The sequence below is a fragment of the Streptomyces europaeiscabiei genome, assembly GCF_036346855.1.
Lineage (GTDB): Bacteria > Actinomycetota > Actinomycetes > Streptomycetales > Streptomycetaceae > Streptomyces > Streptomyces europaeiscabiei.
On the sequence record NZ_CP107841.1, the window covers coordinates 9,364,173 to 9,390,239 of the forward strand.

Sequence of the window (26,067 nt, forward strand, 5' to 3'; positions counted from 1 at the left end):
ATCCTAGGCTCGGCAACCATGACAGTTCTGATCATGGTGTGGGGAGCATCTCCCGGAGTGGGCAAGTCGACGCTGTGCGCCGGGCTGTCTCGGTGGCTGGCTGATACGGGACTGCGGGTGGACCACTTCCGCGAGGAGGAGATCTTGACCCGACCGCAGTTCGCCGCGGTGGCCGAGGAGTTCAAGGCGACAGGCACGGTCGAGCCGGGGACACTGATCGCGGCGGCGGCGAGGTTCGTCGATGCGGTTGTGGCGAGCGGCGATGACGTGGTGATTGCGGACGCGCTGATGCCGTTCGTGCCGACGCTGCTGGCCATGGGGCACGGCGAAGAGACGATCGACGCCTTCATGACCGACCTCACCGAGGTTCTCGCACGGGTTCGGCCGGTCATGGTCTTTCTCGATGGGAACGCCGAGTTCGCGTTGCCCCGAGCTGCGACGCGGGAAGGCGAGCAGTGGCTGGACTGGTACGTCGGGAAACTCGCCAGCTACGACGTAAGTCCTCCAGTGGCCGACGTCGCTTCGGCGGTGACGTACCTGCGGCATGAGCGTGCAGTGACACTTGGCGCAGTCCGTCGGAAGGACTGGGATCTCGTTGTGATCGAACGAGCTGACGAGCGGCACCCGGATGAGGTACTGCGGGTCGCGCAACGGGGCCTGAGGCCATGGCTCGGATGGACTGCCACACACGGATAGGACGGGCTCGACAATGGGACTCGGCCGACCGACGCCACGACCGTAACGATCTACGGCTGGAGTACTAGTACTCCAGCAGTACTTCGTGGCTTGACCTGGGGAAACGTCGAGCGGTGGGAGTGTAGCGGGCGGGAAGTCGTCACGGACGGCTTCTGCCCGCACGCCCCTCGAAGGAGTGCCCCCGACGTCGGTAGTGGCAGCGGCGGGCCACCGCTTGGCGTCGTCGGCGCCAGTGCGACCAGCTCAGCACGTGAGTGAGGGTGTGAAGGTCTCGGGGTGTGTGAGCTGCCAGGAGTCGCCGCACTTCTGCCACGGTGAGCTCGATGACCACGGCATCCTCACCGGTGGATCCCCTTTTTCGGCTGCTCGCGCGCTCATCGCAACGAGGAAGGTGTGGGCGAGCATGGCCAGGGTGATGTGCCGGTACCAGCCGACGTAGCGGCGGACTTCGTACTCGTCCAGGCCGCACTCGTTCTTCGCTGCCTGGAAACACTCTTCGATCGCCCACCGGGCGCCGGCAACGCGCACCAGTTCGTCCACGCCGACATCCAGCGGTGCGTAGCCGAGGTAGTAGGCGATCTCGTCCGGCCGGCTCAAGCTGCGCCGTGCCAGCGCCCACCGTCGACGGATCAACACGCCGTCCTGGTGGTCGTACTCGGACACTGGGCGCAACTGGACGGCTGCCCAGTCGTATTCGCGCTGTCCCTTCGCGCCCGCGCCGCAGGAACGGCGTTCCCATGCCTGGTCGGGGGCCTGCTCGAAGGCCTTGTCGATGCGTGGGCCGGCCAGGGAGAACTGGGACTTGGGGACGGCGAGGACGTAGCCGACGCCGGATGTTTCCAGCATCCGGCGGAAGCGGTTGTCCTGTCCGTAGGCGGCGTCCGCCGTGACCCAGGCGACCGGCAGCGGCGAGGCCAGCGCCCTGCGGACGATCGTCGCCGCGAGGGTGTTCTTGGTGGCGAACTCCCGCTCGTCGGGGACCTTGGCGGCGCGGCAGCGGTCACGGTCGTCCGTCCAGGACTTGGGCAGGTAGAGCTCGCGGTCCACCAGGGCGCGGCCGGCTGTGCTGGTGTAGGCGGCGAAGACGCCGATCTGGCAGTTCTCGGTGCGGCCGGCGGTGCCGGAGTACTGCCTTTGGACTCCGGCGGATGTAGTGCCCTTCTTCAGGAACCCGGTGTCGTCGATGATCAGTACACCGTCGGGGCGGCCGAGGTGTTCGGCGACGTAGGTCTGCAGGTCGTCGCGGATGTCGTCGGGGTTCCAGCGGGCTCGGGAGAGCAGGTGCTGCAGTCCGTCCGGGGTGGCGTGGCCGGCGTGTTCGGCAAGTTGCCAGCTGTTTTTTCGGGCCACCGGGGCGAGCAGTGCGCGCACGTAGTCCCGCATGCGGCGGCGTGGTTCGACACGGCCGAAGTGGCGCCCGATGGTGGTGAAGAGGTGGTCCAGGTCGCGGTCCCAGGTCTCGGCTGCCTGTTCGGTGATCACGACCCGAGGCTTCCCAGGCCCGGGGCGACCTTGCCATCGGGGGCACTCCTTCGAGGGGCGTGCGGGCAGAAGCCGTCCGTGACGACTTCCCGCCCGCTACACTCCCACCGCTCGACGTTTCCCCAGGTCAAGCCACGAAGTACTGCTGGAGTACTAGACCCGCTCGATTCCACATAAGGCAACCGAGGCAGCTCGATTTCGGAGTGTCGGCCAAGCCGATAGAGGTCAAATAGCGGATGCAGTCTGCACGTGACCAGCCGAGGTCTATGAGTGGATGCCGGTTGCGCATGCACTTGACGTCGGAGTCCTTGGCCCGGTGGAATTCATCCGTCGAGATGTCGACCCACTGTTCGACGAATATGTCCTTGGGGATGCGCTGGGGGTAGGAGTATCCGAGAAGTTCTCGGACCTTCTTCTTGATCGGTTTTATTTTATATTCCCCGGTGCACTGGCGCCTGGTCATGCCCTGTTTTCCGTCCTGGTTGAGGATGTACAGCGGCATGGATGCGAAGCGGTGCTCGGGATCTAGGGCGTCCTCTCGAATGTTTCCCGCGGTGACGCGCAGAACGGGTATGCCTGCAGGGACGGCGATTTCCTGTTCGAGGCGGTCGAGGTGGGAATAGACGGCTTTGGGTTCCCAGCCGGTGTCGGCGAAAATGGCGTAGTCGACCTTGGGGAGGATGCCTTCGGCGGACAGGGCGAGCATGGTGCTGGATTGAATTCCGGCGCCTAGTGAAATCGAATGGAAAGCGGGGAGCTTGGAAATGACTGGTCCTGGGGGTGATGGGGCTGGCCCGGTTCGGCGGCGAGGCGGGCGATGCGGGCGCTGATGAGGGCGGCGTGGCGGATGGGCAAGGCGTGTGTGGTGCGGGGGAGGACGTCCAGTGCGGCGGCGGGAGGTGGGCGGCCAGCTGCTTGGTGTGGGCGGCGGGGATGTGCCGGTCGTCGGCTCCCGCCATGAGCAGCAGCCGGTCGCCGAGCTGGCTCAGGACGGTGAGGTCGCGCGGCTTGTAGTCGCGCAGGGACTGCCACAGGGCGGCGAGATCACCGGTCGCGGTGTGGCGGACGCCGTGGCGGCACGGCGGTGGCCTGTCGGCCGACCGGTTGGGGCGTGGGGCGAGGCGGTGGGGGTGCGTGGCGGGCAGCCGTCGGCGCAGGAGATCCACCGCGCGAGGTGTGTGGGCGCAGGTCAGGGCAGCGAGGCTGCGTCCGGCGGCCAACAGCCAGGCGCACGGGCCGCGGCCGGGCAGCACCGTCGCACCCCGTGCGGTGGGAGACAGCAGTACCATGCCCCGTACGCGGGTCAGGTGTTGGGGGTGCAGGGCGGTGAGTTCCTGCAGGACCAGGGTGCCCAGGGAGTGGCCGGCGAGCACGAGCGGTCCGGTGGGGGCGAGGCGGGTCAGGATCTGGTGCGGGTCGTCGGCGAGTTGTTCGACCGTCAGCGGTGCCTGGCCTCGGGAGGTGTGGCCGTGCGCGCGCTGGTCGTAGCGCAGGACGCCCAGGCCCAGACCGGTCAGGTGCCGGGTGTGCAGACGCCACAAGTCGGCGGTGACGGACGCGCCGTGCACGAGGACGACCGTCGCGCCGTCGCGACGCGGGCGCACAGGCGTATCGCGGTAGACGGACAGGGGTGTGCCGTCCGCGGCGGAGACGGACAACACCCCCGTGACAGAAGGCGGATGGGACATGGGCGTGGACTCCGGAGGGTGGGATCGCTGGAGGGGCAGCCGTGCGCTGGGGCGGCGGAGACAGCTGTTGGCCACCGCACTGCGCTTGTCGCTGTGAGTGGGGTGTAGGCAGGTACCGGGGCCCCGAGACTCCGAGAGGGCCGGGCGTTCAGCCCCGTACCGCTGGCCTTTGGGCGTCGAGACGATTAGGGGTGGCGTGCCCAGGGGCGGCGTAGCAGCGGGCGAGGCGGCGATGGCTGGAGCTTGGTCTTGCGCCGGTACCGATGAGGGCAAAGATCCGTCGGCACGCGGCTGGTCGCTGAAGGCGTCGTGCGTGTAGTTCCAGCCGTACATGTGGATCAACGGACCGAGCACGTCGCCGATCCGGTCCAGTCCGCCGCCGGCCAGGTGGCGCGGGGAGGCCAGGACGCGGTCCGTCGGGGTGAAGCTCACCGTCTGCGGCCCGCTCCCTGCTTCGTTGCAGGAGGCGTCACGGCCGCTGCTCGGGCGGCAACCGTGGTGGGCTTGTGCTGGGCGAGGGCACGCCGGCCTTCGGCGGTGACGTCGAGGCGCTGGCCCTGGTGCAGGGGTGTCGTGGTGTCCACCTCGACGAGTCCTCGCTTGATCAGGGCGTTGAGGGTGGCGACGTTCACGGTGGCCCGGTCCTTGTCGATGGCCTTGAGCACGCCGTGCCGGCTGATTACGTAACGGATGCCGCCTCCTGCGGACAGCCGGGCGAGGACGGCGTACTGGCTGGCCGTGATCTCCGGCACGGGTGTCGCCTGCTGCTGTTCGGCGTGCTGTTTCAGGTCCCGGGAGATACCACTGGCGAGGTAGCAGCAGCCGGTGTGAGCCAGGTCGAGCTGGTGGGCGGCGTCCGCGAGGTGCTCCGCCATGGCGGGGACGGCCTCCGCGTGCCGTGCCGTGCGCACGGCTGCTTCATCGGCCGGCGGGCCGGGGAACGCGGCGCCCTCCAGAGGGTTGGCCTCCAGCGCGCCGGCCAAGTCGGATGCGGCGATACTGGCGGCGAAGACGACGGAGGCGAGCGCTTCCAGGGACGGGCGGCTGCCGGGTACGGCGGCGTACTGGCTGCCGTCGAGGGCGGCCAGGCGTTCCATGGCCCGTTGGACCAGCTCGTTCGTGGACAGGATCTTCGACGCGAGCTGCTGCCGGGCGTCGGTGCCGGGTGAGAGGGTGAGTGAGCGGACTTCGCTGTGCAAGTCCTCGAAAGCGCTGCCGAGTTGCCGCAGTTGGGCGATCTCGGCTTGCAGGTCGATCTGGTCAATGGTGCTGCTCCGGGTGAGGGCCGGGGGCTTGGTGGTCAGCGGCTGCGTCGGTGGGCCTGGTCCGGGGAGAGTGTCACGGGCGTAGCTGGACGGCGGGCGGGCGCGGGCGGGATGTCCTGGAGGGTCGGGATCCCGAGGTCGACGCGCACGCTGGCGCCGAGCGTGTAGAGGTGGGATTCGGCATAGACCACCGCACCCAGGGCGTCGGATTCACCGAACTCGGAAGGGACACGATTCGGCGAGGTGAAGGGGTACGACGGGGATCCGCTGCCGGCCCCCGAGCTGCCGCCGACACCTCAGACACCTCTGAAACCACGGGGAAGGTCCCGTTGACCTGCGGAAATCGCTGACGCGTTGGTGATGGGTGGGTGAGCTGTCCTGTGGTGCCACCTCCCGCGCTCCGACCGATCGCGGGAGGGGCAGCGCTGGCCGCAGGCCCGCAGTGGAGGGCTGGGTGAGTCCACAGTCCGGCCGTGTGTGGGCAGCTGTGGCAGGGCGCTGTATGCCCTCGTTGGCCAGACCTGGGGTGAAATGAGGCAGGCGGGCGGGGGTCGGCGGAGGACCGGCCCACGTGCGCGGGGTGCGGCCGGGCCGTCGGCCATGCCCGGCCCGCACCTCAGCCCTGTCGTTCTCCCGCGCGCACCAAGCCGGTCTCGTACGCGATGACGACCAGCTGAGCCCGGTCGCGGGCGCCGAGCTTGGCCATGGCCCGGTTGGCGTGGGTCTTGACGGTGACCGGGGTGACGAAGAGGCGTTCGGCGATCTCGTCGTTGGCCAGGCCGGAGCCCACCAGGGTCAGCACTTCCTGTTCCCGGGGAGTCAGAGTGGCCAGCCTGCGGGGGTCGACGAGGTCACCGGGGGAGGGCTGGGTGAGAACCCGGGCGATGAGGCCCCTGGTGGCTGCCGGGGAGAGCAACGCCTCGCCGGAGGCCACGAGCCGGACGGCGTCGAGAAGCTGCGCCGGTTCGACCCCCTTGCCCAGGAAGCCGCCGGCGCCGGCCCGGAGGGCCTCTACGACGAGGTCGTCCTCCTCGAAGGTGGTCAGGACGAGGACCTTGACTCCAGCCAGGTCCTCGTCCTGAGCGATCAGCCGGGTGGCCTCGATGCCGTCCAGTTCGGGCATCCGGATGTCCATGACCACGACGTCGGCACGCTCGGACCGGGCCAGCCGCACCGCCTCCCGCCCGTTGGAGGCCTCCCCGACGACCTCCATGTCCGGCTGTGCGTCGATGAGGAGCCGGAACGTGCCCCGGAGCAGGGCCTGGTCGTCGGCGAGCAGGACGCGAATGGCCATGGGTGATCTTTTCTCACGTGAGGTCAGACAGTGGTGGGGGCGAGCGCGAGCGGCAGGTCGGCGACGACCTGGAAGCCCCCCTCGGGCCGCGGCCCAGCGATCACGGTACCGCCGATGGCGGTGGCCCGTTCGCGCATCCCGATCAGCCCGTGGCCGGTTCCCGCGCCCTTGGGCACGCCCGGCCGTCCGTCGTCGGTGACGGTGATCCGGAGCGAGTGCATCCCGTAGTCCAGCACCACCGCGGTCCGGGTCGCGGAGGCGTGCTTGTGCGTGTTGGTGAGTGCTTCCTGGATGATCCGGTAGGCGGTCAGCTCGGTCGCGGGTGCCACTGGCGACGGATCGCCGGCGCGGGCCACCGACACGGGCATGCCGCTCGCCCGGAACCCGCTGACCAGGGCGTCGAGATCGGCCAGGGTCGCGATGGGGGCACGAGAGCCGGGCGCGTCGTCGGGCTGACGCAGCAGACCGACGGTGGCGCGCAGTTCGTCGAGCGCGGCGCGGCTGTTGTCCTTGATGTGGGCCAGTGCCGCGTAGGCCTGTTCCGGGTTGGCGCGCATGAGGTGGTGGGCCACCCCCGCCTGGGCGTTGACCAGGGTGATGTGGTGGGCCACCACGTCGTGCAGGTCGCGCGCGATGCGCACGCGTTCCTCGGTGACCCGGCGCCGGGCCTCTTCCTCCCGCGTGCGTTCGGCGTGTTCCACGCGTTCCCTGGCCGCCGCGAGGTTCTGGCGGCGGTTGAGGACGGTACGGCCGAGCGCGGTGGCCGCGATCGCGAGGTCGAACCGCAGCAGGCCGGGACCCCCTGTCACGGACTGCGCGTGGGTCGCGGCGTAGACACCGGTGATCGCCACGGCCGCCACGGAGCCGACGATCCAAGCGGTGCGCCGGCTGCCGTGGAGGGCGAGGGCGTACAGGGCGACGAAAACCGCCGCCGGGGTCGGCGAGATGTGCGAGGCGACGGCCATGAGTGTGAGGTCGCCGGCCAGGGTGAAGAGGGCGACGCCCAGGGGCCAGAGACTCCGGAAGGCCAGCGGCACGCACGACAGCGCCGTCCACACCACCTCGTCCCACCGCGGCTCATGCCAGTGGGACGGGCCGACGGCGGTCGCCGCCGCGGCGATCACGATCAGCGGAACGGCGGGCAGCGCGTCTCTGATCCGGTCATGACGAGCCAGCCACTGTCGCCACACCATGGGCAGTTCCATTTCCTCACTCTATGAAGCGCGGGCCGGCGGAATCCGGGGCCATCCCGTTTTCCGTCGGCCCGTGCGGGAAATCGGTCCGTCGTGCCGACCGTCAGTCGGCCAGGTCGGCGGTCTCCCGCTCCGGCACCGCGTGCAGCGGCTGCGCCGGCTGGTCGGCAGGGCCTTCCACGGACACGTTGGGCAGCGCCCTGTCCAGACTGCGGGGCAGCCACCAGTTCGCCTTCCCGCACAGGTGCATGAGGGCGGGGACGACCATCATGCGGATCAGCAGGGCGTCCGCGGCGACCGCCACCGCGAGGCTGACCCCGAACTCGGAGATCACTCGCATGCCGCCGAACACGAAGGAGCCGAAGACGCAGACCATGATGGTGGCGGCCACGGCGATGACCTTGCCGGTCTCGGCCTGCCCGACCCGGACCGCGCGGTGACTGTCACCGGTGTGGGACCACTCCTCGCGCATCCGGCTGACGAGGAAGACCTGGTAGTCCATGGACAGGCCGAACATGATGCCGACGACCAGGATCGGCACGAACGACTCGATCGGTCCGCCGGCGCCGAGTCCGAGCAGTCCGGCGCCGAACCCGTACTGGAAGACGACCACGATCGCGCCGAACGCCACTCCGATGCTGAGGATGTTGAGCACGGCGCCGACCGCCGGGATGAGCAGGCTGCGGAAGGCAACGGTCAGCAGCAGGAAGCCGAGCGCGGCGATCACCAGCACGAAGACGGGCAGCTTGCCCATCAGGACCGACGCGAAGTCGTCGTTGCTCGCGGTGACACCGCCCACGTAGACCTTCATCGACGTGCCCTGCTCGGCCTCGGGGATCACGTCGTCACGCAGGTGGTGGATCAGGTCGGAGGTGGCTTCCGACTGCGGGGAGGTCGTCGGGACGACGGAGACCACCCCGACGGTCTGCCCGTCCTTCATGGGCACGGCGTCGGCACTGGCGACACCGTCGACCTTTCCGAGCGCGGTGACCAGCTTCGCCTCGGCCGCCTTGTCGGCGGCGGTGGGTGCCTGGACGGCCAGGACGAGCGGGCCGTTGAAGCCGGGGCCGAAGCCGTCGGCGATCATCTCGTACGCCTGACGGTTCGTCGAGGACGTGGGCAGGTTGCCGTCGTCGGACGCGCCGAGGCGCAGGGAGAGCGTCGGGAACGCGAGCGCCGTCAACACGGCCAGGGCGACGAGACCCAGAGTCCCGGGCCTGGCCTGCACCCGCTCGGCCCACCGGCCCCACACGCCGGTGCGGCCCGAAGAGCGCGGCTGTGTCCAGGCGGCCATCTCGCGGCGCTCCTTGCGGCTGAGGACGCGCGGACCGATCATCCCGAGCAGCGCAGGCAGCAGGGTGATGGCGGCCAGGACGGTCAGCACCACGGTGACGGCGGCGCCGATCGCCATGCCGTTGATGATGCCGACGTTCAGGGTGAGCATGCCGAGCAGCGCGACGACGACGGTGAGCCCGGCGAAGACCACGGCCCGCCCGGAGGTGTCGAGAGACTTGGCGACCGCCTCGGTGACGCTCATACCGGCCATCAGGTTGGCGCGGTGCCGGTTGACGATGAACAGCGCGTAGTCGATGCCCACGCCCAGGCCGATCAGCGAGCCGAGGGTCAGCGTCGTGTCGGAGAGGATGATGACGTGGCTGAGCAGCATCACCGTGACCGCTGAGGTGCCGACGCCGATGACGGCCGTGATGATGGGCAGCGCCGCCACCCAGACCGCCCGGAAGACGAACAGCAGCACGATGAAGGCGAGGACGATGCCCATGGCGTCGGCGACCGCGTTCGGCTCCGGGTTGACGGTGAACGCCTGCCCGTTGAGGGCGATGTGCAGGCTCCCCGTCTCCGGTTCGGTGGCGAGTGCCTTCACGTGGTCGATCTGGGCGTCCGAGACGTCCTGGTCGAACGCGACCGTCGCGTAGGCCGTCCTGCCGTCCTTGCTGATCTGTCCCTTGCCGACGGGTGTGTAGGGGCTGGTCACCGCGGCGACGCCCGGCGCGTCGGCAATGCCCTTGAGCCTGCCGGTCATCGCCTTCTCGGCGGCGGGCTCGGTGACCTCGCCGCCGTTCAGCTGCCAGACCACACGGCCGCTCTTGCCCGCGGCGCTGTCGGAGGCCTGCTGCAGCAAGGCCGTGGCCTTGGCCGAGTCGGTGTCCTGTGAGGTCGGGCTGTTGCCGAAGGCGCTGCCGGTGGCGCCGACCCCGGCTCCCAGGGCGAGCAACAGGCCCACCCAGACCAGGACGACGGCGAGCCGGTGCCTATGACACCAGCGGGCGAGAGGGGACATCGACGTGCCTTTCCAGAAATGCCATGCGACGGAGCCGGTGATCACGGCCCACCCTCACGCTCGCAGTTCTCCGGCCTCTCGTCATTGGCCGTTCGCAGACACTTGCGCCTACTGCGATCGCAGCAGACGCGGTGGCGAAGAACGGGGTGCCCCCTGTGGGCGGAGCGGAAACCGCTGGTCCAGACGTGATGAGCAGGCCTGAGGCGCGAGCCGAGGCGGTGAGATCGTCGACACCGGGAGCCGCCGGGCAGGCGACCGCCACGCCCCTACACCCCAAGGCCGTTGTCGGTTGCCGCGCCCGTCCCCGACCCGGTGGCACAGCGCGAGCACCGGGAGGGGCGGCGCGGGCTCCTGGCGCGTGAGCGGGCGGAACAGGGCGCGGCTCAACGCGCCGACCACTGCAGCGACCCGGGACAGTTCGGCTCATGAGCAGGGACATCGGTGACGACTGACGCATCCTGCGGACATCTCCGCGAGGTGCCCGGCGCGGGTATCCCCAGCCAGGACGGCGCCTGCCTTGCCCGCCGCCATGTCGCTGCCGCGGCAGTCCCACACCTCGCCCCCTCGAACCGGGCTACCGGCGCGTGCTCGTGGCGCCCAGTAGCCGCACGGCGGGCGATCACGGAACCGAACAACTGGGCGTCTCGTTGGAGTGGCCAATCATGCCGACCGGGTTCCGTACCGAACCGGCATGGTGTCAGTTTCACCATGCGCGCGTCCGGGGCGGGGCAACGGACCTGTGGGCGAGCCTCCGGTCCGGACGCGGCAGTACTCCCTGAGCCGATGGCTCCCGCGAGACGGCCTGCCTCACATCGAGTTCAACGGCCCTGCCCGGCTTCCGTCGGGACGGGGTCCGCGCTCTCCCGCAACTCGCCGAGCATGCGCGCCTGCTCGGCCTGGTAGCGCTCAATGGCCGCGAGTTTGACGCCTTCGTATCCACGGACCGCATCGGCCAGTTCCGCGAGCCGGAGAACCTCGGCCAGGTTCTCCTCGTTCAGGAGCGCGAGCGCGGTCCTGATCGACTCCCGGTACTCGGCGACGAGATCACGCTCGATGCGTCGCATGTGCTGGAGTCCGAACACGTCGAGGCGGGTTCCTCGAACGCGCCGCAGCCCATGCAGCAGTCTGAGGACCGGGCGGAACCAGCTTCCGAGAGCGACCTTCCTTTTCATGCCCAGGGCTCGCAGGACGGGCGGATGCAGGCGGTAGGAGCGTCGGCTCGCGCTTCCGAATGCCGCGGTGATGTGGTCGTTCACGGCTGGGTCAATGGCGAGTCGTGCGACCTCGTACTCGTCCTTGTACGCCATGAGCTTGTGGAGACAGCGGGCGACAGCCTCGGTCAACTCGGTCGAGCCGTCGGCGGCAGTGCGCTCCGTGGCCGCCACCGTCTGGACGAAGTCGACGTAGGCGCGGGCGTAGCGCCTGTCCTGGTAGTCGATGAGGTCGGCCACACGCACGGTGAGGAGGCGATGCAGCTCCGATTCCTCATCATCGGCGACCAACGCCACGAGCTCGGTGGTCCCGGCGGGCAGCCGCGGTTCCACGTCCGGGAGCGTCGGGTCGGCAAGCGCGGCACTCAGCGCCTCGGGGTCGGCGACCGCCTGGCGGCCTCGCCGGAAGGCCTGCACGTTGCAGTCGACGGCGACTGCGTTCAGGGTGATGGCCTCTTCGATCGCCGAAGCCGACATCGGCAGCAGCCCGGTCTGGTAAGCGGCACCCACCAGGAGCATGTTGGCGTACTGCTCGTCGTCGAAGAGCTGTGTGGCCAGCGGGCCGGAGTCCAGAGCGATGAGCCGGCGCGTTGCGTCGTGGACGGCATGACGTACGACATCGGGAGCCGGGAAGCCGACGGTCGTGTCGACCACCATCTGCCCGGTGGGTATCTCGGTCGTGGTCATGACGGCGACGGTGCGATCCGCGGAGGCGACGGAGAGGTACTTCGGGTCGGTCGCGACGAGCGGATCGCACGCGAGGTAGAGGTCGCACTGCCCCTCGGCGATTTTGGCGCCCTGTTCGACGACATCCTCAGTGATCTTGATGTCGGAGACGACCGCGCCGCCCTTCTGGGCCAGTCCGGTCTGGTCGAGGCTGCGGGCGTGGCGGCCGTCGATGACGGCCGCGGTCGCCAGCACCTGCGAGATGGTGATGATGCCGGTTCCCCCGATACCGGTGATCCGCATGCCGAAGGAGTCGGCGCCGGCCGTGCGGGCCGGCTCGGCGATGTCGGCGGCCCCCAGGGCGGGAAGGCCGGCGTGGTTCGGCTTGCCGACGGGCGTGATGGTCATGAACGCCGGACAGTCGCCGTCGAGACACGAATAGTCCAGGTTGCACGAGGACTGGTCGATCCTGGTCTTGCGGCCGAACTCGGTCGAGACCGGGTGTACCGACAGACAGTTCGACTTGCGGCCGCAGTCACCGCAGCCCTCGCAGATGCGCTCGTTGATCCACACTCGCGTCGTCGGCGCCTCGGCCTTGCCGCGCCGACGCGCACGCCGTTTCTCGGCGGCGCATTCCTGGTCATGGATGAGGACCGTGACACCGGCAGTGGCCTTCAGTTCCGCCAGCGCTCCCTCGATCTCGCCCCGGTCCAGAACCTTCACCGACTTCGGAAGCCGGGCCCGCGGGATGCGGGCCCTGTCCTCTGTCGTGATGACCACTTTGGCGACGCCTTCGTGCAGCAGCATGGCGGCGAGCCGGTCGACCGGCAGGGCACCGACGGCGTCCTGGCCGCCGGTCATGGCGACCGTTCCGTTGTAGAGCAGCTTGAACGTGACGTTCACTCCCGCGGCGATCGCTGCCCGGACGGCCAGACTGCCCGAATGCATGAAGGTGCCGTCACCGATGTTCTGCACGAAATGGTCGGCGTCGACGAACGGCTCCAATCCGATCCACTGAGCACCTTCCCCGCCCATCTGGGTCATGCCGACGACCGGGCCGACCTGTTCGGGATCCATGAACACGACCATGGAGTGGCAGCCGATCCCAGCGCCGACCGGTGAGTCCCCGCCGGAGGTGGTCGAGGTGTTGTGCGGACACCCCGAGCAGTAGTACGGGCTGCGAGCCAGAAGCGGCAGTGCCAACGTCGTACGCGCTCTGGGCCGCTGACGCCATGCGCGGGCGGCTTCGATGCCGAGCGGAGCGAGCACCCTGGACAGTCCGGTGGCGATGCTGTCCACGTCGAGCTCTCCAGAGCGACTGAACAGCGATCGCCCGCCCTCGTCCTGTTTGCCGTGGACGACCGGGGCGTTGGCGCGGCCGTAGAGGATTTCCTTGACGGCGGTTTCGAGGAACGGCCGTTTCTCCTCGACGACGACCAGCTGGTCGAGACCGTCCGCGAACTCGATGACGGCGTCGCGTTCGAGGGGGAAGACCATGCCGAGCTTGAGGATCCTGATGCCGTACCGTGCGAGGTCCGTGTCGGTGAGGCCGATGATGCGGAGGCCCTCGCGGACGTCGAGGTAGGTCTTGCCGGATGCCAGGATGCCGATTGTGTCCGACGGCCCGCGCTGGACCAAGCGGTTGAGGCGGTTGAGGCGGGCGTACGCCACGGCACGAGGGAGGCGGATGTCGTGCAGGCTGCGTTCGAGTGCCATGAGGTTGGCACCCAGGAGCATGGAGCTCGGCTTGTGCGGGCTGGGGCTCCCGTCGCCCTCGGTGCCCGTGATCCGATCGCGTGCCACGACGGCCGTGGACGCTGAGTCCGCCACGGCGGTGGTGATCTTCAGGCCCGACCACAGGCCGCTGAACCGGGAGAGGAACTGCGCGTGGAGCCCGAAGTCGAGAATGTCCTGGGCATCGGCCGGGTACAGCGTCGGGATCGCCAGGTCCGCGAGCGTCGCCTCGCTGGCACACGGCACGCTGGACGACTTGGCTCCCGGGTCGTCGCCGACCAGCGCGACGGCACCGCCGGAAGGGCCGGTTCCCACCAGGTTCGCGTGGCGGAGGGCGTCGGAGGCGCGATCGAGGCCGGGGGACTTGCCGTACCAGATGCCCACGACGCCGTCGCACCGCGAAGCGCCGACCTGGCCGGCCAACTGGCTGCCCATGACGGCGGTCGCGGCGAGCTCCTCGTTCAGCCCCGGTTTGTGGACGATGTCGTGCTCGTGCAACAACGCCCCGCGTCGGCCCAACTCGATGTCGTAGCCGGCGAGTGGCGATCCCTCGTATCCCGAGACGAATGTCGCGGTATGCAGTCCGTTCGTGTTGTCACGCCGGGAGCGGTCCAGCAGAACGCGGACGAGAGCCTGGATCCCGGAGAGGTGCACGACGCCTTCCTCGCGGCGGTAGCGGTCATCCAGACGGAAGCGACGGCCGCCCGGGTGCTCGGCCTCGGTGATGGATGCAGTCATCGTCCTCTTCCTCACTACAATCTGGGGCCGCTGAAGGTCCCGCCCGTCTGCGCGTGCGGAGAGACGGCTTCCTCGCGGTCAGGCTGGTTCGCCCAGCCGAGCAGTCGCCCAGCCGAGCAGTGCGCCGCGGAACGCCGATACCAGTCGGCGCGTGATCTGAGCGGGCGGCAGCGAGAGCGTGTCACGCAGGTCGAAGATCTCCCGAGGGTCGAAGAGGACGTTCCACAGGAAGGCGGCCTCGTCCTCGACGCCGACGAGCTCGCCCACCCCGAGAATCGCCACGAGTTCGCGGACGGGGCGGGCGAGGGCCTCCGCCTGGCCTTCCAAGTACGGCTCCTGGGCCTTGTATCGCGCGAGGAACCCTTCCGAGGACCGGCGGTGCACCAGCGCCGCGCCTTCGGCGAGGATGAGGTCCACCCAGAAGCCGCAGACACTCTCGAGCAGGGCCAGACCGTTGCTCGACTGCTCGAGACTGTGATCGCGGAACTTGCTCACGATGTCCCGTCGGTAGGCGCTGAGGGCGTCGTCCGCGGACTCGAAGTGCCGGTAAGCCGTCGCGACCGACACATCCGCCTGCCGAGCGATGTCGGCGAGACTGATCGGCTGCTCGCAACGCTCGAAAAGCTCTGCGGCGGCCTGGATCAGCTTGGCGTTGTTCAACCGCTGATCCCTGCGCATGCGCGCCCTCTTCATGTACGCGGCTCATTTCGTGGGCGCTTGCTTGGCCTGCGTGCGCATGCCCTGCTCGGATTCCGCGATCCGCGCCAGCTCGGCGGCGATGTCGTGCGCCTTCTTCAGGGGCACTGCGACGATGCCGTCGGCGTCGGCCACCATCACGTCACCGGGGTTGATGACGACACCGCCGATGGCGACGGGCGTCCCGACGGCTCCTGGGCCGTGTTTCCACGGCCCTGCCGGCGTGACCGAACGCGACCACACGGGGAATTGCTGCTGCCGGATCTCGTCGCGGTCCCTGACCGCTCCGTCGACGATCGCTCCCACGGCACCTCGCGAGGAGAAGTACTGGGTGAGGATGTCGCCCATAACGGCCCGGCCCGGGTAAGCGAATCCGTTGATGACGAGGAAGTCGCCGGGTTCGATGTGCGCGACGGCGTCGATCACGGCCAGATCGTCTCCGGCGACCGTCAGCACCGTCAGGGCGCTGCCCACGGCACGGCAGCCGTCCCAGAGGGGTGTGATGCCACCGTCGGGCATGCCGAGGCGCCCGAGTGCGTCTCCGATGTTCGCGACCGAGTGCCGCTGGAACTGCGCGAGCAACTCCCCGTCAGGACGCTGCCACTTCGGGCCGACCTCGATGTTGGGCGAGCCGGCCGATGTCGGCGCGTAGGTCATTTCTGTCCTTCCTCTGTCACGTGATGAGTGGGTGCCCGTACGACGTCGATCTCGACGGAGGCGTCCGGGAGTCCGTGCGCCCGGGCGGTGACGGTGATCCGTCCCGTTTCCCCGGTGGCCCGGACGATCGCCAGGGCATGTCCCTTGAACGACGTGGCGGCATCGTCGAGGAAGCTCTCCTCGGTGGCAGGGGCTCCCGTACCGAATCCTTGAAGGACCCCGGGACCGTCGACCTGGATCGTGATGTTCGTGTCCCGGTTCGGGTTGAGCACACCGTGGTCGTCGATCAGGGTGACGTCGATGTGGACCAACCGCTGCGGATCGGCGCCGAGTTCGGTGCGGTCCGTCTCCAGGCTCAGGCGCGTGGGTTCGCCGGCGGTGCGCAGCGCCGAGCGTCCCACTTCCGCTCCGTCGCGGTACGCCACGACTTCCAGGACGCCGGGCTCGTAGGGCACGTCGGCTTCGGCGACGAAGTTCCGCTCGGTGCCGACGGGCACGGTCGCGACGGTGGTGCCGTTGAGCCGGAACTCGACCTCCTCGGCCGCCGCGTAGGCCTCGACATGGAGCGGCGAGCCGACGGGAACGTCGAAGGTCCAGCTGGGGGAGACATCGGTCCAGGTCCACGCCCTGGGCTTGATGACATAGCCGTCCTCGCGGGGGCGTCGCACGGCGAGGTAGGGCGTCTGCGTGAGCCCGTAGACGATCTCGCGGTAGTACGAGATCGGGTGACGCTGCCCGATGATGTCGATGTCCCCGCACTCGGCGGTGAGCCACGGGTAGGGGGCGCGGTGTACCTGCTGGTCCTCGGGATAGACGTGGCGGCCGGTTCCGACCTCGCCGAGGAAGTCCCATGCGGTCCAGGTGAAGTCGCCGATGACGTGGGAGTTCTCGGTGACGAGCTGCCACAGCCGGTCGATCTTCGTCGGGAACGTCTCCGAGCCCACGACCACGCGGTTGGGGTATGCCTCCTTGTCCAGCACGTATCGGCTCTCGCCGTAGTTGAGCCCCACGACGTCGAGAACGGAGGCGGGTTCGGCGAGTCGTTCTCCGACGACCGGCGAGGCCATGAGGGCGTCGATCAGATGTGTCACCTGGCCCAGGTAGTCGTTCAGGCCCCGGACAGGGGCGGCGTCCTGACCCAGTTCGGCCTTCAGCGCGGGGATCTTGTCGCGGGCGATGTACATGCCCTGGAGGGCGTGGGTGACCAGGCGGGTGGAATCCTGCTCGCGTACCCGGTCGGCGATGCGGCGGCCCAGGCGCGTGCCGTGCGGGGTTCCGGCCTCGATGATCTCGTTGCCGATCGAGTACATGATCACGCTGGGGTGGTTGAAGTCCTTCGCCACGAGCGAGTCGACGTCGCGTTCCCACCACTGCGGGAATCTGCGCGAGTAGTCGTCACCGGACTTCGCGACCGTCCACACGTCGAACAGCTCGTCCATGACGAGCATGCCGAGACGGTCGCACGCGTCGAGGAGGGCAATGCTCATCGGGTTGTGCGCGGAGCGTACGGCGTTGAAGCCCGCGGCCTTCAGCATCCGCACCCGCCGCTCGGCGGCGTCGGCGAAGTCGGCGGCGCCGAGGATGCCGTTGTCGTGGTGGATCGCACCGCCGCGGAGCTTGACGATCTCGCCGTTGATCCGCAGGCCGCGGATCGGGTCGGCGGTGACGGTGCGGACACCGAAGTGCGTGGAAGCCTCGTCGAGCGGGCCGCTGTCGTCAAAGAGGCGCACGGACGCGTGGTAGAGGTGGGGCGACTCGACGCTCCACAGCGACGGCCGTTGGACGTACGTCCGCTGATGGGTGGTGATCTTTTCGCCCGCCAGGAGTGTGACCCGGGCCAGGTCGGACGCCGCGACCTCGCCCCCGGCGTCCAGGATCTCTAGAAGCACTTCGACGATACGAGTGGAGACGTCCTCGTTGACGATCTCGGTCGCCGCCACCACGGTGGCGAGATCGGCGTCGATGTCCGGTGTGGTGAGTCGCAGTCCGGTCGGGGTGACGTGGACGAGGTCGCCGACGAGGACGCTGACGGGACGGTGGAGGCCGCCCCCCGAGTACCAGCGGGAGTCCTGGTGTGCCTGTGCGTCCACCCGGACGGTGTTGGCCCTGCCGTAGTGCAGGAAGGGGTCCGCGCTGATGTGGAAGCGGGAGTATCCGCCCGCCCACTGACCGGCGAGAGCACCGTTGATGTAGACCATCGCGTCGCGGTAGACACCTTCGAACTCGAAGGTGACTCGCTTCGTCGCCCATTCCTCCGGAACGTCGAACTGCTTCTCGTAGGTCCACTTTCCGTCGCGGAAGTAGCCCGTCTGCGGTCCACCGGAGTTCTCCGCGGACCGCCCTCCCCCCAGCATGGCGTCGTGCGGCAGGGTGACTTCTTCCTCACCGGCACCGGCGACCACGATCGCCTCGTGAACGGACACGAGAGGACCGAAGCGCCACGCGTCGTTGAACGGGATGCGGATCATTGAACTTCCTTGCTCGATCGTTCTAGAGGGTCGCGGCCGTGGGGTCCCAGTTCTCGTCCAGGGGGGCCGGCGATGCCACGGTGGATTCGAGGGTCAGCGGTGTCCCGGCCCGTGCCGCCTCCTCGATGGCGAGAAGCACGTCGAGAACGTGGCAGGCGAGAGCGCCGGAGGCGCGTTCCGGTACGTCGTCGCGTATCGAGCGAGCGAGGTCCAGCACTCCCACTCCCCGGCCCCACGTGGACCCGACAGCGGGTACGTCCTCCGGTTCCGCATGGAGAGGGACGAACCTGCCCGTTCCGGCGAAGCGGTTGGGGTCGGGGACCTCGAGTGAGGCTTCCGTGCCGTGCAGTTCGAGGAGGTCGCGGCGGATCCCCGAATCGAAGCTCGTGACGAGGGTCGCCCGAGCGCCGGAGACGAACTCGAGCAGTGCCATGTGCTGACTCGGTACGCGCACGTCGAACTCGGTCCCTGCGCCCGCGCCGACGAGAACCTGCCTGACCGCTCGTGCGGTGGAGGAAACCGAGCTCACGCGCCGGACGGCACCCAAGGTCTGCACGAGCGCGGTGACGTGGTACGGCCCCATGTCCAGCAGCGGGCCGGCTCCCTGGTCGTAGTAGAAGGCGGGATTCGGGTGGGTGCCTTCCGGCCCCGGGGACTGCATGATCGCCAGCGCGCTCCTCGGTTCGCCGATGCGGCCCGCGAGGACCGCTCGTTGTGCCGTTTGCAGGGCACCACCGAGGAACGTGTCGGGTGCGCAGGCCACGCGAAGTCCTCTCCGACCGGCCTTGTCCAGCAGCGACCGTGCTTCGCGGCGGCTGATGGCGAGGGGCTTCTCGCTCCAGACGTGCTTGCCGCTCGCGAGGATCCGGGCCGACACGTCGAAGTGGGCGGAGGGGACGGTGAGGTTCAGCACGATCTCGATGTCGTCGTGGGCCAGGAGCTCGTGGACGAGCAGGGGCCGCAACCCGAACTCGCGCGCACGAGCACGGGCGCGCTCCTGGTCGAGGTCCGCTATCGCGACCACGTTCAGATCAGGGAACCGCGTCAGGTTCTCGAGGTAGTGGCTGCTGATGACGCCGGCGCCGATGACGCCGACCCCCACTCGCTTGGAGTTCACCGGTCGACCTCCACCAGATGACGCAGGCTCTGCTGCACGGCTTCGAACGGGTCGCCCGCGTAGTCGTCCAGTTCCACGATGCGGACCGCGTCCGGTGCGGCCTTCAGGATGTCCGCCACCGGCATCGCACCCTGGCCGACCGGCTGCTGCTCCAGGAGGGTTGTGGTGTAGGGGCCGTCCTTGAGGTGAAGGAACCTGACGCGCGCCCCGAGCCGGGAGATCAACTCCACGGCGGAAGCGCCACCGACCTCGGCCCAGAAGGTGTCGAGTTCCAGGACGACGTCCTCGTCCAGCGCCTCCGCGAAGACTTCGAGGCCGGTCCTGCCGCCGAAGTCCTGACGGACCTCGTGGTCGTGGTTGTGGTACCCGATGGTGACGCCCTCATCCCGGGCAAGCCTCGCGACGGCGTTCAGACTCGCGGCCGCCGCTTCGATCTCCGCCCGCGTGGTCCAGCGCCGAGCGATGATGTGCGGTTCGATGAGCGTGCCGATTCCGAACTCTGCTGCCACGCGGACAGCCGCGGAAGCGTTTCCGTCGACAAGGCGCGCGTGTGCGCTGAGCGGGCACAGAGATGTCTCGGCCAGCGCACGCCGGTACGCGTTGCGGTACTGCTCGAACCTCCACAGCTCCACGTTCTCGAATCCCATCGCGGCAACACGCGCGAGTGTCCCCGGGAGATCGGTCTCGATGGCGTTGCGCAGCGTATGGAGCTGCACCGAGTACAGGTGCTCCGTCATCCGCGTTCTCCCTGGTCCAGTGCGAGTTCTCCCGCATGAGCCGTTGCCACCGTCTCGGCTAGGACGGCGAGCGCCTGGTCCACCGGTTCGACCGAAGAGGGCAGGTTGAGGAAGCCGTGCAGTACGCCGGGCACCGTGACATGCCGCACAGGTACGCCCGACTTCACGAGTGCGGCCGCGAATGCATCGCTGCTGGCGCGCAGATCGTCGTACTCGGCGTCGAGTACCAGGGTGGGGCAGAGTCCGTCCAGGACGGCGCCCGCGGGGAAGGCGTAGCCGTGCGGATCCGGCGTGCCGCCCAGGTAGTGGGCCGTCATCTCCGCCACGTCCCCCGGCAGGATCCGGACCATGCGCGGCAACGGCGCGAACGCCTCGGCCAGCGGCGGCGCGAGGGGCGGCGAGACGGAGTGCATGGTCGCATAGGCCAGTACCAGGGTGGCGGGCAGCCAGTTGTCGTCGTCCCGCAGGCGGAGTGCGGCTCCCGCGGCGAGGTTCGCCCCCGCGCTCGCGCCGCCGACGGTGAGCCGCGCCGGTTCGATGCCGAGCACCGCGGCGTTCTCGCGCACCCATCGGACGCCCGCCACGACGTCGTCGTGCGGCACCGGATACGTCACGCCGTCGACCGCGAGCCGGTAGTCCACGCTCACGACCACGGCGTCGGCCCTGGCGCAGACCTCGCGGGCGGTCCAGTCGGCCTCGTGCATGTCGAGATCGCCGAAGACCCATCCGCCGCCGTGCACCCAGACCAGGCCAGGGCGAGGCCGCTGCGGTGCTGACGGCGGCCGGTAGACACGAACCGTTATCGGGCCGTGCGGGCCGGGAACGCTCTCGTCGCTGGTGACGACGGAGGGCAGTGCCGGTGCCGCCTTCCAGGTCCGGTATTCCTGCAGGCGCGGTTGCACAGCCGGATCGGCGAGTGCCTCGCGCCAGGACGGGAGGTCCTCGATCAGGCTGAGCCGGGCGGAGATGCTGGGATGCAGGGCCATCAGGTCAGGTCTCCAGGGGTGAGGGGAAGCGGGTTGCGCGCGCGTAGGCGGGAGGCGGCGGGGGACGTCCGCTCAGCCGCGTGGCCGGCCGGAATGCCCGGCGGGCAGGCCTACTTCACGCTCCCGGCGGCCAGTCCGGAGCGCCAGAACCGCTGCAGGACGAGAAACGCGACGATCAAGGGGATCACCGAGAGGAACGCGCCGGTGATGGTGATGTTGTAGGGGATGCCTTGGTTCACCCCTTCCCTCCAGTTGGCCAGCCCGACGGTGACCGGCTGAAGTTCGTCGCTGTTGAGCATGAGCAGGGGCAGCAGGTAGTTGTTCCAGATGCTGACGAACTGGAACAGGAAGATGGTGACCAGTGCGGGGGACATGATCGGCATGGCGACCCGCCAGAAGATCCGGGCCTCGCCGGCACCGTCCAGTCGCGCGGCTTCGATCAGTTCGTCCGGTACCGACGCTCCGGCGTAGATGCGCGACAGGTAGACCCCGAACGGGCTGACGATGCTGGGCAGGAAGACGGCCCAGTAGGTGTTGACGAGGTGGACCTGGCTGAACATCAGGTACAGGGGCAGCGCGAACATGACGTCCGGGATCAGGACGGCTCCGAGAATGACGTTGAAGGTCAGGTCGCGACCGCGGAAGGCGTACTTGGCCAGCGCGTACCCGGCCATGGCCGACAGCGTCGTGCTCACCGCGGCGCCGCCGATGCTGTAGAGGGCGCTGTTCAGCAGCCAGCGGGCGAAGATGCCGTCCTGTTCGTGGAAGACGTCACGGATGTTGGTCCACAGGTCGAAGTGGGAGAACCACAGCCCGTTCGTGGTGAACAGGTAGCCCTTGTTCTTCGTCGCGGTGACCAGCAGCCACCAGACCGGGATGAGCGTGTACAGGGCGAAGAGCGCCATGACCGCGAACACGCCCACCCGGCCGGTCAGCGATGACGTACGCGGTCGCCCGGGAGGCCCGGCGGCGGCACGTGCTGCTGAGGGAGTGACGGTCGTCATGCGAAGGTGCCCTTCCGCTGGGTGAACTTGAGGAAGCCGAACGACAGCACGAAGGTCAGCAGGGCGAGAATGACCGACTGGGTGGCCGCGTAGTGGTAGTTGTTGATGTCCGCCGACTGCTGTGTGGCCAGGATCGGCGTGTAGGTCGGGGAGACGGTCGGGGCGACCTGACTCAGCACCGCGGGCTCGTTGAACAGCTGGGCGGTGCCGATGATGGAGAACACCGTGGTGAGGATCAGCGCCGGCCGTACCGCGGGAATCTTCACGTGCCAGGCGACCCGCCACCCGGAACAGCCGTCCATCACAGCGGCTTCGGTGAGTTCGCCGGGGATCGCCTGCAGGGCCGAGTAGATGATCAGCATGTTGAAGCCGGTCCAGGCCCACGTCATCATGTTGCCGATCGAGCCGAGCACGAGGTCGTCGGACAGGAAGTTCACTTCGAGCCCGACGTGCCGCAGGGCAGCGGTGAACGGGCTGACGCTCGGTGCGTACAGGAACGACCACATGATCGCGGCGATCACGCCCGGCAGCGCGTAGGGCAGGAAGTAGATCTGCCGGAAGACCTTCTTGAACACGGCGCCACGCGAGTCCAGCAGCAGCGCCAGAAGGAGCGCCAGACCCAGCATCACCGGCACCTGCACGATGCCGAGCATGAACACCCGCAGGAACGACGACATGAACCGGCTGTCGTGCAGAGCCGTCACGTAGTTGTCGAACCCGGCGAAGACAGTCGTCGACGGTCCCAGTCCGAGGCCGCTGCGGTTCGTCCTGAAGAAGCTCTGGTACACCGCGTAGCCGATCGGTGCCAGCAACATCGCCGTGAACAACAGCCCGAACGGTGCCAGGAAGAGCACCGCGGAACGAGTCTGGCCACGGCTGGGGGACAGCTTCGCTGCCGAGCCGGCGATGGGGTGGGCGAGAGCGTCGCCAGGCGTTCTTGTCGCCATGCCTGCTCCTTGCTCGTGAAGTGGTCCCGTGAAGTGGGGGACCGGCTGGTCATTGGTGCTGGTCGGGCTGGTCGTCGCCCTGCGGGGGCGGTGGTGGCACGGGCGAGGACGGTCCCCCCGCATGTCGGGGGCGAGGGCGTGAAGCCGCGGCGCCGACGCCCGGCAGGTCAGGAATGCCGCCGGGCGCCCGCCGTCGTTCTCCGTGCGCGTCACTTCCCGACGCTCAGCCCCTGGCTCTTCATGGTCGCGACGGTGCTGTCCTGGACGGAGGTCACGGTCTGCGGGATGGTGCCCTGCCCGGCTCCGGCCTTCTTGAGCCCGTCCTTCATGTCGGACTGAACCTGGCTCATCGTCGGGCCCCACACCCAGCCCGTGCTCGTGTTCGCGGCCGCTGTCTTGAACACGTCGTAGATGTTCTGTCCGCCGAAGTACTTCGACGGCTGGTCCACGGCAGGCAGCTGCTGTCCGCTCGTAGCGGCCGGGTAGATGCCCGTGTTCTTGATCAGACTGGTGACGCTGTCGCTGTCGGTGCTCAACCAGGTCGCGAACTCCGTGGCTTCCTTCGGGTGTTCGCAGCCCTTGAGTACGACGGTCGCCGAGCCTCCGCGGTTACCGGCCGCCTTCTGCCCGGCGGACCACTGGGGCATGGGCGCCACGGCCCACTTGCCGGACAGCTCGGGCAGGTTCTTGGAGATCAGCGGAGCCGCCCACACGGCGCTGACGAGCGACAGCAGCTGCCCGTCCTGCACCTTCTTGAACCAGGCCGTGTCCAGCATCGGGTCACTGGTGACCAGCTTCTTGTCCAGCAGGCCCTGCCAGTACTGCGCGACCTTGCTCGTCTGCGGGTTGTCGATGGTCACCTGCCACCGGTCGTTCGCGGTACCGAACCACTTGCCTCCGGCCTGCCAGGTCAGCGCCCCCAGGTCATAGGCGTCCTGCGGCGTGGTCGTCAGGTAGGCCGAGGGGTTGGCTCTGTGCACCTTCTCCGCGGCCGCGGCGAAATCGTCCCAGGTCTTCGGTGGCGAGATCTTGTACTTCTTGAACAGGTCGGTGCGGTAGTACATCGCCATGGGCCCGGTGTCGACCGGGACCCCGAACACCATGTCGCCGACGCTGGACATCTGCCAGGTCCACGGCACGAACTTGTCCTTGCTGGCATCGGCGTACTCGTGGATGTCCTCCAACGCGCCGGTGGCGATGAAGTTCGACAGGGTGTCGTAGCCCACCTGTCCGAGACAGGGTGCGTTGCCGGCCTTCACCGCGTTCTGCATCTTGGCGTAGCCGCCGATGCTGCCCGCCGGGATCTGGCTGTACTTGACCTTGATGTCGGGGTGGGACTTGTTCCACAGCGCCACGGACTTGTCGAGGCCGACCGCCGCCCCCCAGAACTCCACCGTCACCGGCTTGCCGCCGGAACCCGAACCGCCCGAGTCGCCGGAACCGCTACAGGCGCTGAGCGTGACGAGCGAGGCAACGGTCAACATGACCCCAGCCCCCTTCACCCACCGTGAAGCCATGGGAACTCCTTCCGTCGGCCGTCCGCCTTGCGGAGCCTGCCGGTTGATCTGCGAGCGGCGTGTCGCGCACGGAGTCGTTGAGAGCTTCCCGTCATCGGGGACTCATCCCTACGAACACTGCCGAACGGCTTGCGATTGGGGTTTGACTTGAGGTGTGCGCCAGCCCTTGTTGGCTCGTCTGGCCTACGTGAGGCGCCGGCCCTGCGGAGCAGCGTCCGAGGCTCGGAGTGCTTGCGTTCGAACCGAGCGGCTCACTCTGAAGTGCGAAGCGAATCTCAGTTGCGTCGACTATGGGGCCGGGTGTGCTGCCTGTCAACGCTTCTCGTCGACTTTTGGTAAAGGGCTTGGCTCTTCGCTGAAAGGGTTGCTGGGCAGCACTGACTTCGGGACCTCTGTGACGCACTCGAGATCTCCGGGGTCTGTGTGTATGCGTGCTGTCGGCCGAGCCGATATGTGATCGAAATCGAGGGGCAGTGCTAAAGCGCGTTGATGACGTGCGTAAAGCGGCGCAGACCCTCTTCGAGTGCAGCCTCGTCCGTGGCGAAGGACAGGCGTACGTGTCCCTCGCCCGACGGGCCGAATTCGGACCCGGCGCGTACGAGCACGCCTCCGTCGGCGAGCCGTTGCACGAGTTCGACGGAGGACAGGGTGCTGTCGATATGGGGGAATGCGTAGAACGCTCCGAGAGGCCGGACGACGCTCACCGCATCGAGACCGTCCAGGTGCTGCATGACCAGATCTCGGCGGCGCTGGAAGCGCGCCGAGAGTACGTGCAGATCCTTGTCGGGAATACGTAGCGCCTCGACGGCTGCGTCCTGGACGAAGGTGTTCAGGGGCCCGTTGATCGTCCGGTGAACGAGGTTGATCTTTTCGGCGACAGTGGCGGCGGCGCAGATGAAACCGATGCGCCAGCCGGTCATCGAATACGACTTGGAGAACGTGCCGGAGATCACCACCCGGTCCCGCACGGAGATCAGTTCAGATGCCGAGGTGAACGCGATCTCATCGAAGACGATGTCGCTGTATGCCTCGTCCGACAGGAGGTAGAGGTCGGGGTGATCGCGGAGAATGGCGCCGACTCCTTCGATATCGGCCTCGGAGAACACCATTCCGGTGGGGTTCACGGGATTGCACACGATGAGCATGCGGGCTCCCGGTGCGGCCGCCGCGAGTCTGTGCAGGTCGATCGAGCCGTCAGGTCGAGTGGAGATCCACTCGACCTTGGCTCCTGCCATGGCCGCATGGTCCGCGTACAGGGAGTAGGTCGGTTCGGGGAGCAGTACTCGATCGCCCGGGTTCAGCAGAGCGAGGACGGTGGCTGCGAGGCCGGCGCTGCCTCCGTGCGTGACGACGACATTCGCCGGGTCGACCCCGAGGCCCCGGAAGCGCGCCAGGTGGGAGGCGATCTCCTGCCGGAGATCCGGCGACCCTGTGATCTGCGAGTAACGAGTGCGACCGGCGCGCAGCGCCCGGACGGCAGCCTCCACCACTGGCTGCGGCGTATCGCTGTCTGGTTCACCCATGGCCAGAGAGACGGCGCCCGGCACCGCACCGCCCAGTGTTTTGGGCCGCCTCGACGCTGCTCTGATGCGTTCCGGGAGGGAACTGGCCGGTCGGGAGGGGGAGGCGCTCATCCGATCTCCAGGGGATCACGATGGATATAAAGTGAGAG

Annotated in this window: 18 protein-coding genes and 2 pseudogenes; 1 reads left to right on the top strand and 19 read right to left on the bottom strand. The window is 68.4% G+C overall.

Annotated features, from left to right (window positions below; genetic code table 11):
• Positions 1-18: 18 nt before the first annotated feature.
• Positions 19-696, top strand: a complete 678-nt coding sequence (locus OG858_RS40690) for a hypothetical protein (protein WP_328543929.1) — start codon at positions 19-21, stop codon at positions 694-696.
• A gap of 243 nt (positions 697-939) precedes the next feature.
• On the opposite strand, the gene OG858_RS40695 is transcribed toward OG858_RS40690, so the two are convergent.
• The 19 genes and pseudogenes from OG858_RS40695 to OG858_RS40790 form a co-directional block, all read right to left on the bottom strand.
• Complete coding sequence (locus OG858_RS40695) at positions 940-2,178, bottom strand: IS701 family transposase (RefSeq protein WP_456243134.1); 1,239 nt, start codon at positions 2,176-2,178, stop codon at positions 940-942.
• 178 nt (positions 2,179-2,356) lie between these two features.
• Positions 2,357-2,884 (bottom strand): annotated as a pseudogene (locus OG858_RS40700) (hypothetical protein); the annotation flags it as partial.
• Between the two features lie 244 nt (positions 2,885-3,128).
• Positions 3,129-4,199 (bottom strand): annotated as a pseudogene (locus tag OG858_RS40705) (alpha/beta hydrolase); the annotation flags it as partial.
• A 95-nt stretch (positions 4,200-4,294) separates the two neighbouring features.
• Positions 4,295-5,065, bottom strand: coding sequence for a hypothetical protein (locus tag OG858_RS40710; protein WP_327747916.1), 771 nt, complete (start codon positions 5,063-5,065; stop codon positions 4,295-4,297).
• Positions 5,066-5,166: 101 nt separating this feature from the next.
• Positions 5,167-5,322: a hypothetical protein gene (locus tag OG858_RS40715; RefSeq protein WP_179201495.1), complete on the bottom strand. Its 156-nt coding sequence runs from the start codon at positions 5,320-5,322 to the stop codon at positions 5,167-5,169.
• Between the two features lie 425 nt (positions 5,323-5,747).
• A complete protein-coding gene (locus OG858_RS40725) occupies positions 5,748-6,425 on the bottom strand; it encodes a response regulator (protein ID WP_086748677.1) in 678 nt (225 codons plus the stop codon).
• A 23-nt stretch (positions 6,426-6,448) separates the two neighbouring features.
• Positions 6,449-7,630 (bottom strand): sensor histidine kinase, encoded by a 1,182-nt coding sequence (locus tag OG858_RS40730; protein WP_086748676.1) that lies wholly within the window; start codon positions 7,628-7,630, stop codon positions 6,449-6,451.
• Between the two features lie 91 nt (positions 7,631-7,721).
• A complete protein-coding gene (locus OG858_RS40735; protein WP_327725638.1) occupies positions 7,722-9,917 on the bottom strand; it encodes an MMPL family transporter in 2,196 nt (731 codons plus the stop codon).
• Between the two features lie 818 nt (positions 9,918-10,735).
• Positions 10,736-14,266, bottom strand: a complete 3,531-nt coding sequence (locus tag OG858_RS40740; RefSeq protein ID WP_327747914.1) for an indolepyruvate ferredoxin oxidoreductase family protein — start codon at positions 14,264-14,266, stop codon at positions 10,736-10,738.
• A gap of 78 nt (positions 14,267-14,344) precedes the next feature.
• Positions 14,345-14,959 (bottom strand): TetR/AcrR family transcriptional regulator, encoded by a 615-nt coding sequence (locus tag OG858_RS40745; protein WP_319065654.1) that lies wholly within the window; start codon positions 14,957-14,959, stop codon positions 14,345-14,347.
• A 9-nt stretch (positions 14,960-14,968) separates the two neighbouring features.
• Positions 14,969-15,619 (bottom strand): RraA family protein, encoded by a 651-nt coding sequence (locus OG858_RS40750; RefSeq protein WP_327747913.1) that lies wholly within the window; start codon positions 15,617-15,619, stop codon positions 14,969-14,971.
• Complete coding sequence (locus OG858_RS40755; RefSeq protein WP_319065652.1) at positions 15,616-18,087, bottom strand: glycoside hydrolase family 2 TIM barrel-domain containing protein; 2,472 nt, start codon at positions 18,085-18,087, stop codon at positions 15,616-15,618. The genes OG858_RS40750 and OG858_RS40755 overlap by 4 nt, the downstream gene beginning before the upstream one ends.
• Before the next feature lie 22 nt (positions 18,088-18,109).
• A complete protein-coding gene (locus OG858_RS40760; RefSeq protein WP_319065651.1) occupies positions 18,110-19,204 on the bottom strand; it encodes a Gfo/Idh/MocA family protein in 1,095 nt (364 codons plus the stop codon).
• Complete coding sequence (locus tag OG858_RS40765) at positions 19,201-19,941, bottom strand: sugar phosphate isomerase/epimerase family protein (RefSeq protein WP_319065650.1); 741 nt, start codon at positions 19,939-19,941, stop codon at positions 19,201-19,203. The genes OG858_RS40760 and OG858_RS40765 overlap by 4 nt, the downstream gene beginning before the upstream one ends.
• A complete protein-coding gene (locus OG858_RS40770; protein ID WP_086748690.1) occupies positions 19,938-20,927 on the bottom strand; it encodes an alpha/beta hydrolase in 990 nt (329 codons plus the stop codon). Before OG858_RS40770 ends, OG858_RS40765 begins: the two co-directional genes overlap by 4 nt.
• 110 nt (positions 20,928-21,037) lie before the next feature.
• Entirely contained in the window at positions 21,038-21,931 is an 894-nt protein-coding gene (locus OG858_RS40775) for a carbohydrate ABC transporter permease (protein ID WP_086748691.1), read from the bottom strand.
• Positions 21,928-22,878, bottom strand: a complete 951-nt coding sequence (locus OG858_RS40780) for a carbohydrate ABC transporter permease (RefSeq protein ID WP_086748692.1) — start codon at positions 22,876-22,878, stop codon at positions 21,928-21,930. The genes OG858_RS40775 and OG858_RS40780 overlap by 4 nt, the downstream gene beginning before the upstream one ends.
• 209 nt (positions 22,879-23,087) lie before the next feature.
• Positions 23,088-24,362, bottom strand: coding sequence for an ABC transporter substrate-binding protein (locus OG858_RS40785; protein ID WP_086748693.1), 1,275 nt, complete (start codon positions 24,360-24,362; stop codon positions 23,088-23,090).
• Positions 24,363-24,871: 509 nt separating this feature from the next.
• Positions 24,872-26,029, bottom strand: a complete 1,158-nt coding sequence (locus OG858_RS40790; RefSeq protein ID WP_330346577.1) for a pyridoxal phosphate-dependent aminotransferase — start codon at positions 26,027-26,029, stop codon at positions 24,872-24,874.
• Positions 26,030-26,067 lie beyond the last annotated feature (38 nt).

Bases quoted from the DNA above. Each gene is read 5' to 3' on its own strand.
- OG858_RS40690 (WP_328543929.1), top strand. From the start codon at position 19: ATGACAGTTCTGATCATGGTGTGGGGAGCATCTCCCGGAGTGGGCAAG.
- OG858_RS40725 (WP_086748677.1), bottom strand. From the start codon at position 6,425: ATGGCCATTCGCGTCCTGCTCGCCGACGACCAGGCCCTGCTCCGGGGC.
- OG858_RS40730 (WP_086748676.1), bottom strand. From the start codon at position 7,630: ATGGAACTGCCCATGGTGTGGCGACAGTGGCTGGCTCGTCATGACCGG.
- OG858_RS40735 (WP_327725638.1), bottom strand. From the start codon at position 9,917: ATGTCCCCTCTCGCCCGCTGGTGTCATAGGCACCGGCTCGCCGTCGTC.
- OG858_RS40740 (WP_327747914.1), bottom strand. From the start codon at position 14,266: ATGACTGCATCCATCACCGAGGCCGAGCACCCGGGCGGCCGTCGCTTC.
- OG858_RS40745 (WP_319065654.1), bottom strand. From the start codon at position 14,959: ATGAAGAGGGCGCGCATGCGCAGGGATCAGCGGTTGAACAACGCCAAG.
- OG858_RS40750 (WP_327747913.1), bottom strand. From the start codon at position 15,619: ATGACCTACGCGCCGACATCGGCCGGCTCGCCCAACATCGAGGTCGGC.
- OG858_RS40755 (WP_319065652.1), bottom strand. From the start codon at position 18,087: ATGATCCGCATCCCGTTCAACGACGCGTGGCGCTTCGGTCCTCTCGTG.
- OG858_RS40765 (WP_319065650.1), bottom strand. From the start codon at position 19,941: ATGACGGAGCACCTGTACTCGGTGCAGCTCCATACGCTGCGCAACGCC.
- OG858_RS40770 (WP_086748690.1), bottom strand. From the start codon at position 20,927: ATGGCCCTGCATCCCAGCATCTCCGCCCGGCTCAGCCTGATCGAGGAC.
- OG858_RS40775 (WP_086748691.1), bottom strand. From the start codon at position 21,931: ATGACGACCGTCACTCCCTCAGCAGCACGTGCCGCCGCCGGGCCTCCC.
- OG858_RS40780 (WP_086748692.1), bottom strand. From the start codon at position 22,878: ATGGCGACAAGAACGCCTGGCGACGCTCTCGCCCACCCCATCGCCGGC.
- OG858_RS40785 (WP_086748693.1), bottom strand. From the start codon at position 24,362: ATGTTGACCGTTGCCTCGCTCGTCACGCTCAGCGCCTGTAGCGGTTCC.
- OG858_RS40790 (WP_330346577.1), bottom strand. From the start codon at position 26,029: ATGAGCGCCTCCCCCTCCCGACCGGCCAGTTCCCTCCCGGAACGCATC.